The sequence below is a fragment of the Streptomyces europaeiscabiei genome, assembly GCF_001550375.1.
In the GTDB taxonomy this organism is placed as follows: Bacteria; Actinomycetota; Actinomycetes; order Streptomycetales; family Streptomycetaceae; genus Streptomyces; species Streptomyces europaeiscabiei.
The window spans coordinates 1-1,483 of the sequence record NZ_LRTR01000597.1 but is presented as its reverse complement, the minus strand read 5'-3'; the positions used below and the strand labels follow the sequence as shown (position 1 = coordinate 1,483).

The 1,483-nt window shown below is 70.8% G+C and carries 2 protein-coding genes; both read left to right on the top strand.

Annotated features, from left to right (window positions below; translation table 11 throughout):
- The first annotated feature begins 54 nt into the window (after positions 1–54).
- Positions 55–540, top strand: a complete 486-nt coding sequence (locus AWZ10_RS28590) for a cation:proton antiporter regulatory subunit (protein ID WP_060891188.1) — start codon at positions 55–57, stop codon at positions 538–540.
- 103 nt (positions 541–643) lie between these two features.
- Positions 644–1,483: cation:proton antiporter (locus tag AWZ10_RS28585; RefSeq protein ID WP_167365997.1), on the top strand; the 840-nt coding region annotated here is incomplete at its 3' end.

The window sequence follows — 1,483 nt, the reverse complement described above, 5'->3', positions numbered from 1 at the left end:
GGGTGGCACCGACGGTTGTCCGATGACATATCCGAATCAGACAGGGGGCCAGCCGTGGGTGCTCCGCGCCTCAGTAGTACGCCGTTGCCGGGGATCGGGGTCCGTTACGACCTCACGACCAAGGAGCAGCGGCGGATCTCGGTGGTCGCCCATCGGGACGGTGCGCGCACGTTGAGCGCGTACCAGCAGGACGATCCGGACGCGTGTGCGCTGTCGGTGCGGCTGACGTCGGGAGAGGCGACCGCCCTCGTCGACGCGCTGACGCCGGACCACCACAGCCCGAACCTGTTGTCCACCACGGAGCTGGGGCTGGTCGCGGAGCGGATCGAGCTGACGTCGACGTCCCACTGGAACGGGCGCGTGCTGGGCGACACCCGGATGCGGACCGAGACGGGCGCGTCCATCGTGGCCGTACTGCGGCGGGCCGAGGCGATTCCGTCGCCGACGCCGGACTTCCGGCTGGCCGGCGGTGACACGCTCATCGTGATCGGCACCCGGGAGGGTGTGGAGGCGGCCGCGGCGATACTCGGGCGGGAGTGAGCGGTTCGTGTACGCCTCCGCTCAGGCCGCAGCCCAGTCCGCAGGGCAGTCCGCCGCTCAGTTCCTCGCCCAGTCGTCCACCACGCACTCCTCCGCCGTCTTCCTGGTCGAGTTCGGCGCGATCATCCTCGGGCTGGGGCTGCTGGGGAGGTTCGCCGGGCGGTTCCGGCTCTCGCCGATACCGCTGTATCTGCTGGCCGGGCTGGCGTTCGGTGAGGGCGGGCTGCTGCCGCTGGGGACCAGTGAGGAGTTCGTGGCGATCGGCGCCGAGATCGGCGTGATCCTGCTGCTGCTCATGCTCGGGCTGGAGTACACGGCGACTGATCTCGTCTCCAACCTCAAGACCCAGTACCCGGCCGGCCTCGTCGACGCCGCCCTCAACGCCCTGCCCGGCGCCGCCATGGCACTGCTGCTCGGCTGGGGCCCCGTCGCCGCCGTCGTACTCGCCGGCGTCACCTGGATCTCCTCCTCCGGCGTCATCGCCAAGGTCCTCGGCGACCTCGGACGGCTCGGCAACCGCGAAACGCCCGTCGTACTGAGCATCCTGGTCCTGGAAGACCTCTCCATGGCCGTCTACCTGCCGATCCTCACCGCGCTCGTCGCCGGTACCAGCCTCGCCGCCGGCAGTGCCACTCTGGCGATCGCCCTCACGGTCGCCGGGCTCGTCCTCCTGGCCGCCGTCCGCTACGGCCGTCACATCTCCCGCTTCGTCTCCAGCGACGACCCCGAGAAGCTGCTGCTCGTCGTCCTCGGTCTGACCCTGCTGGTCGCCGGGGTCGCCCAGCAGCTCCAGGTGTCCGCCGCCGTGGGCGCGTTCCTCGTCGGCATCGCGCTCTCCGGTGAGGTCGCCGAGGGCGCGCACGGTCTGCTGGCGCCGCTGCGGGACCTGTTCGCCGCCGTGTTCTTCGTCTTCTTCGGCCTGCACACCGACCCCGCCAGCATC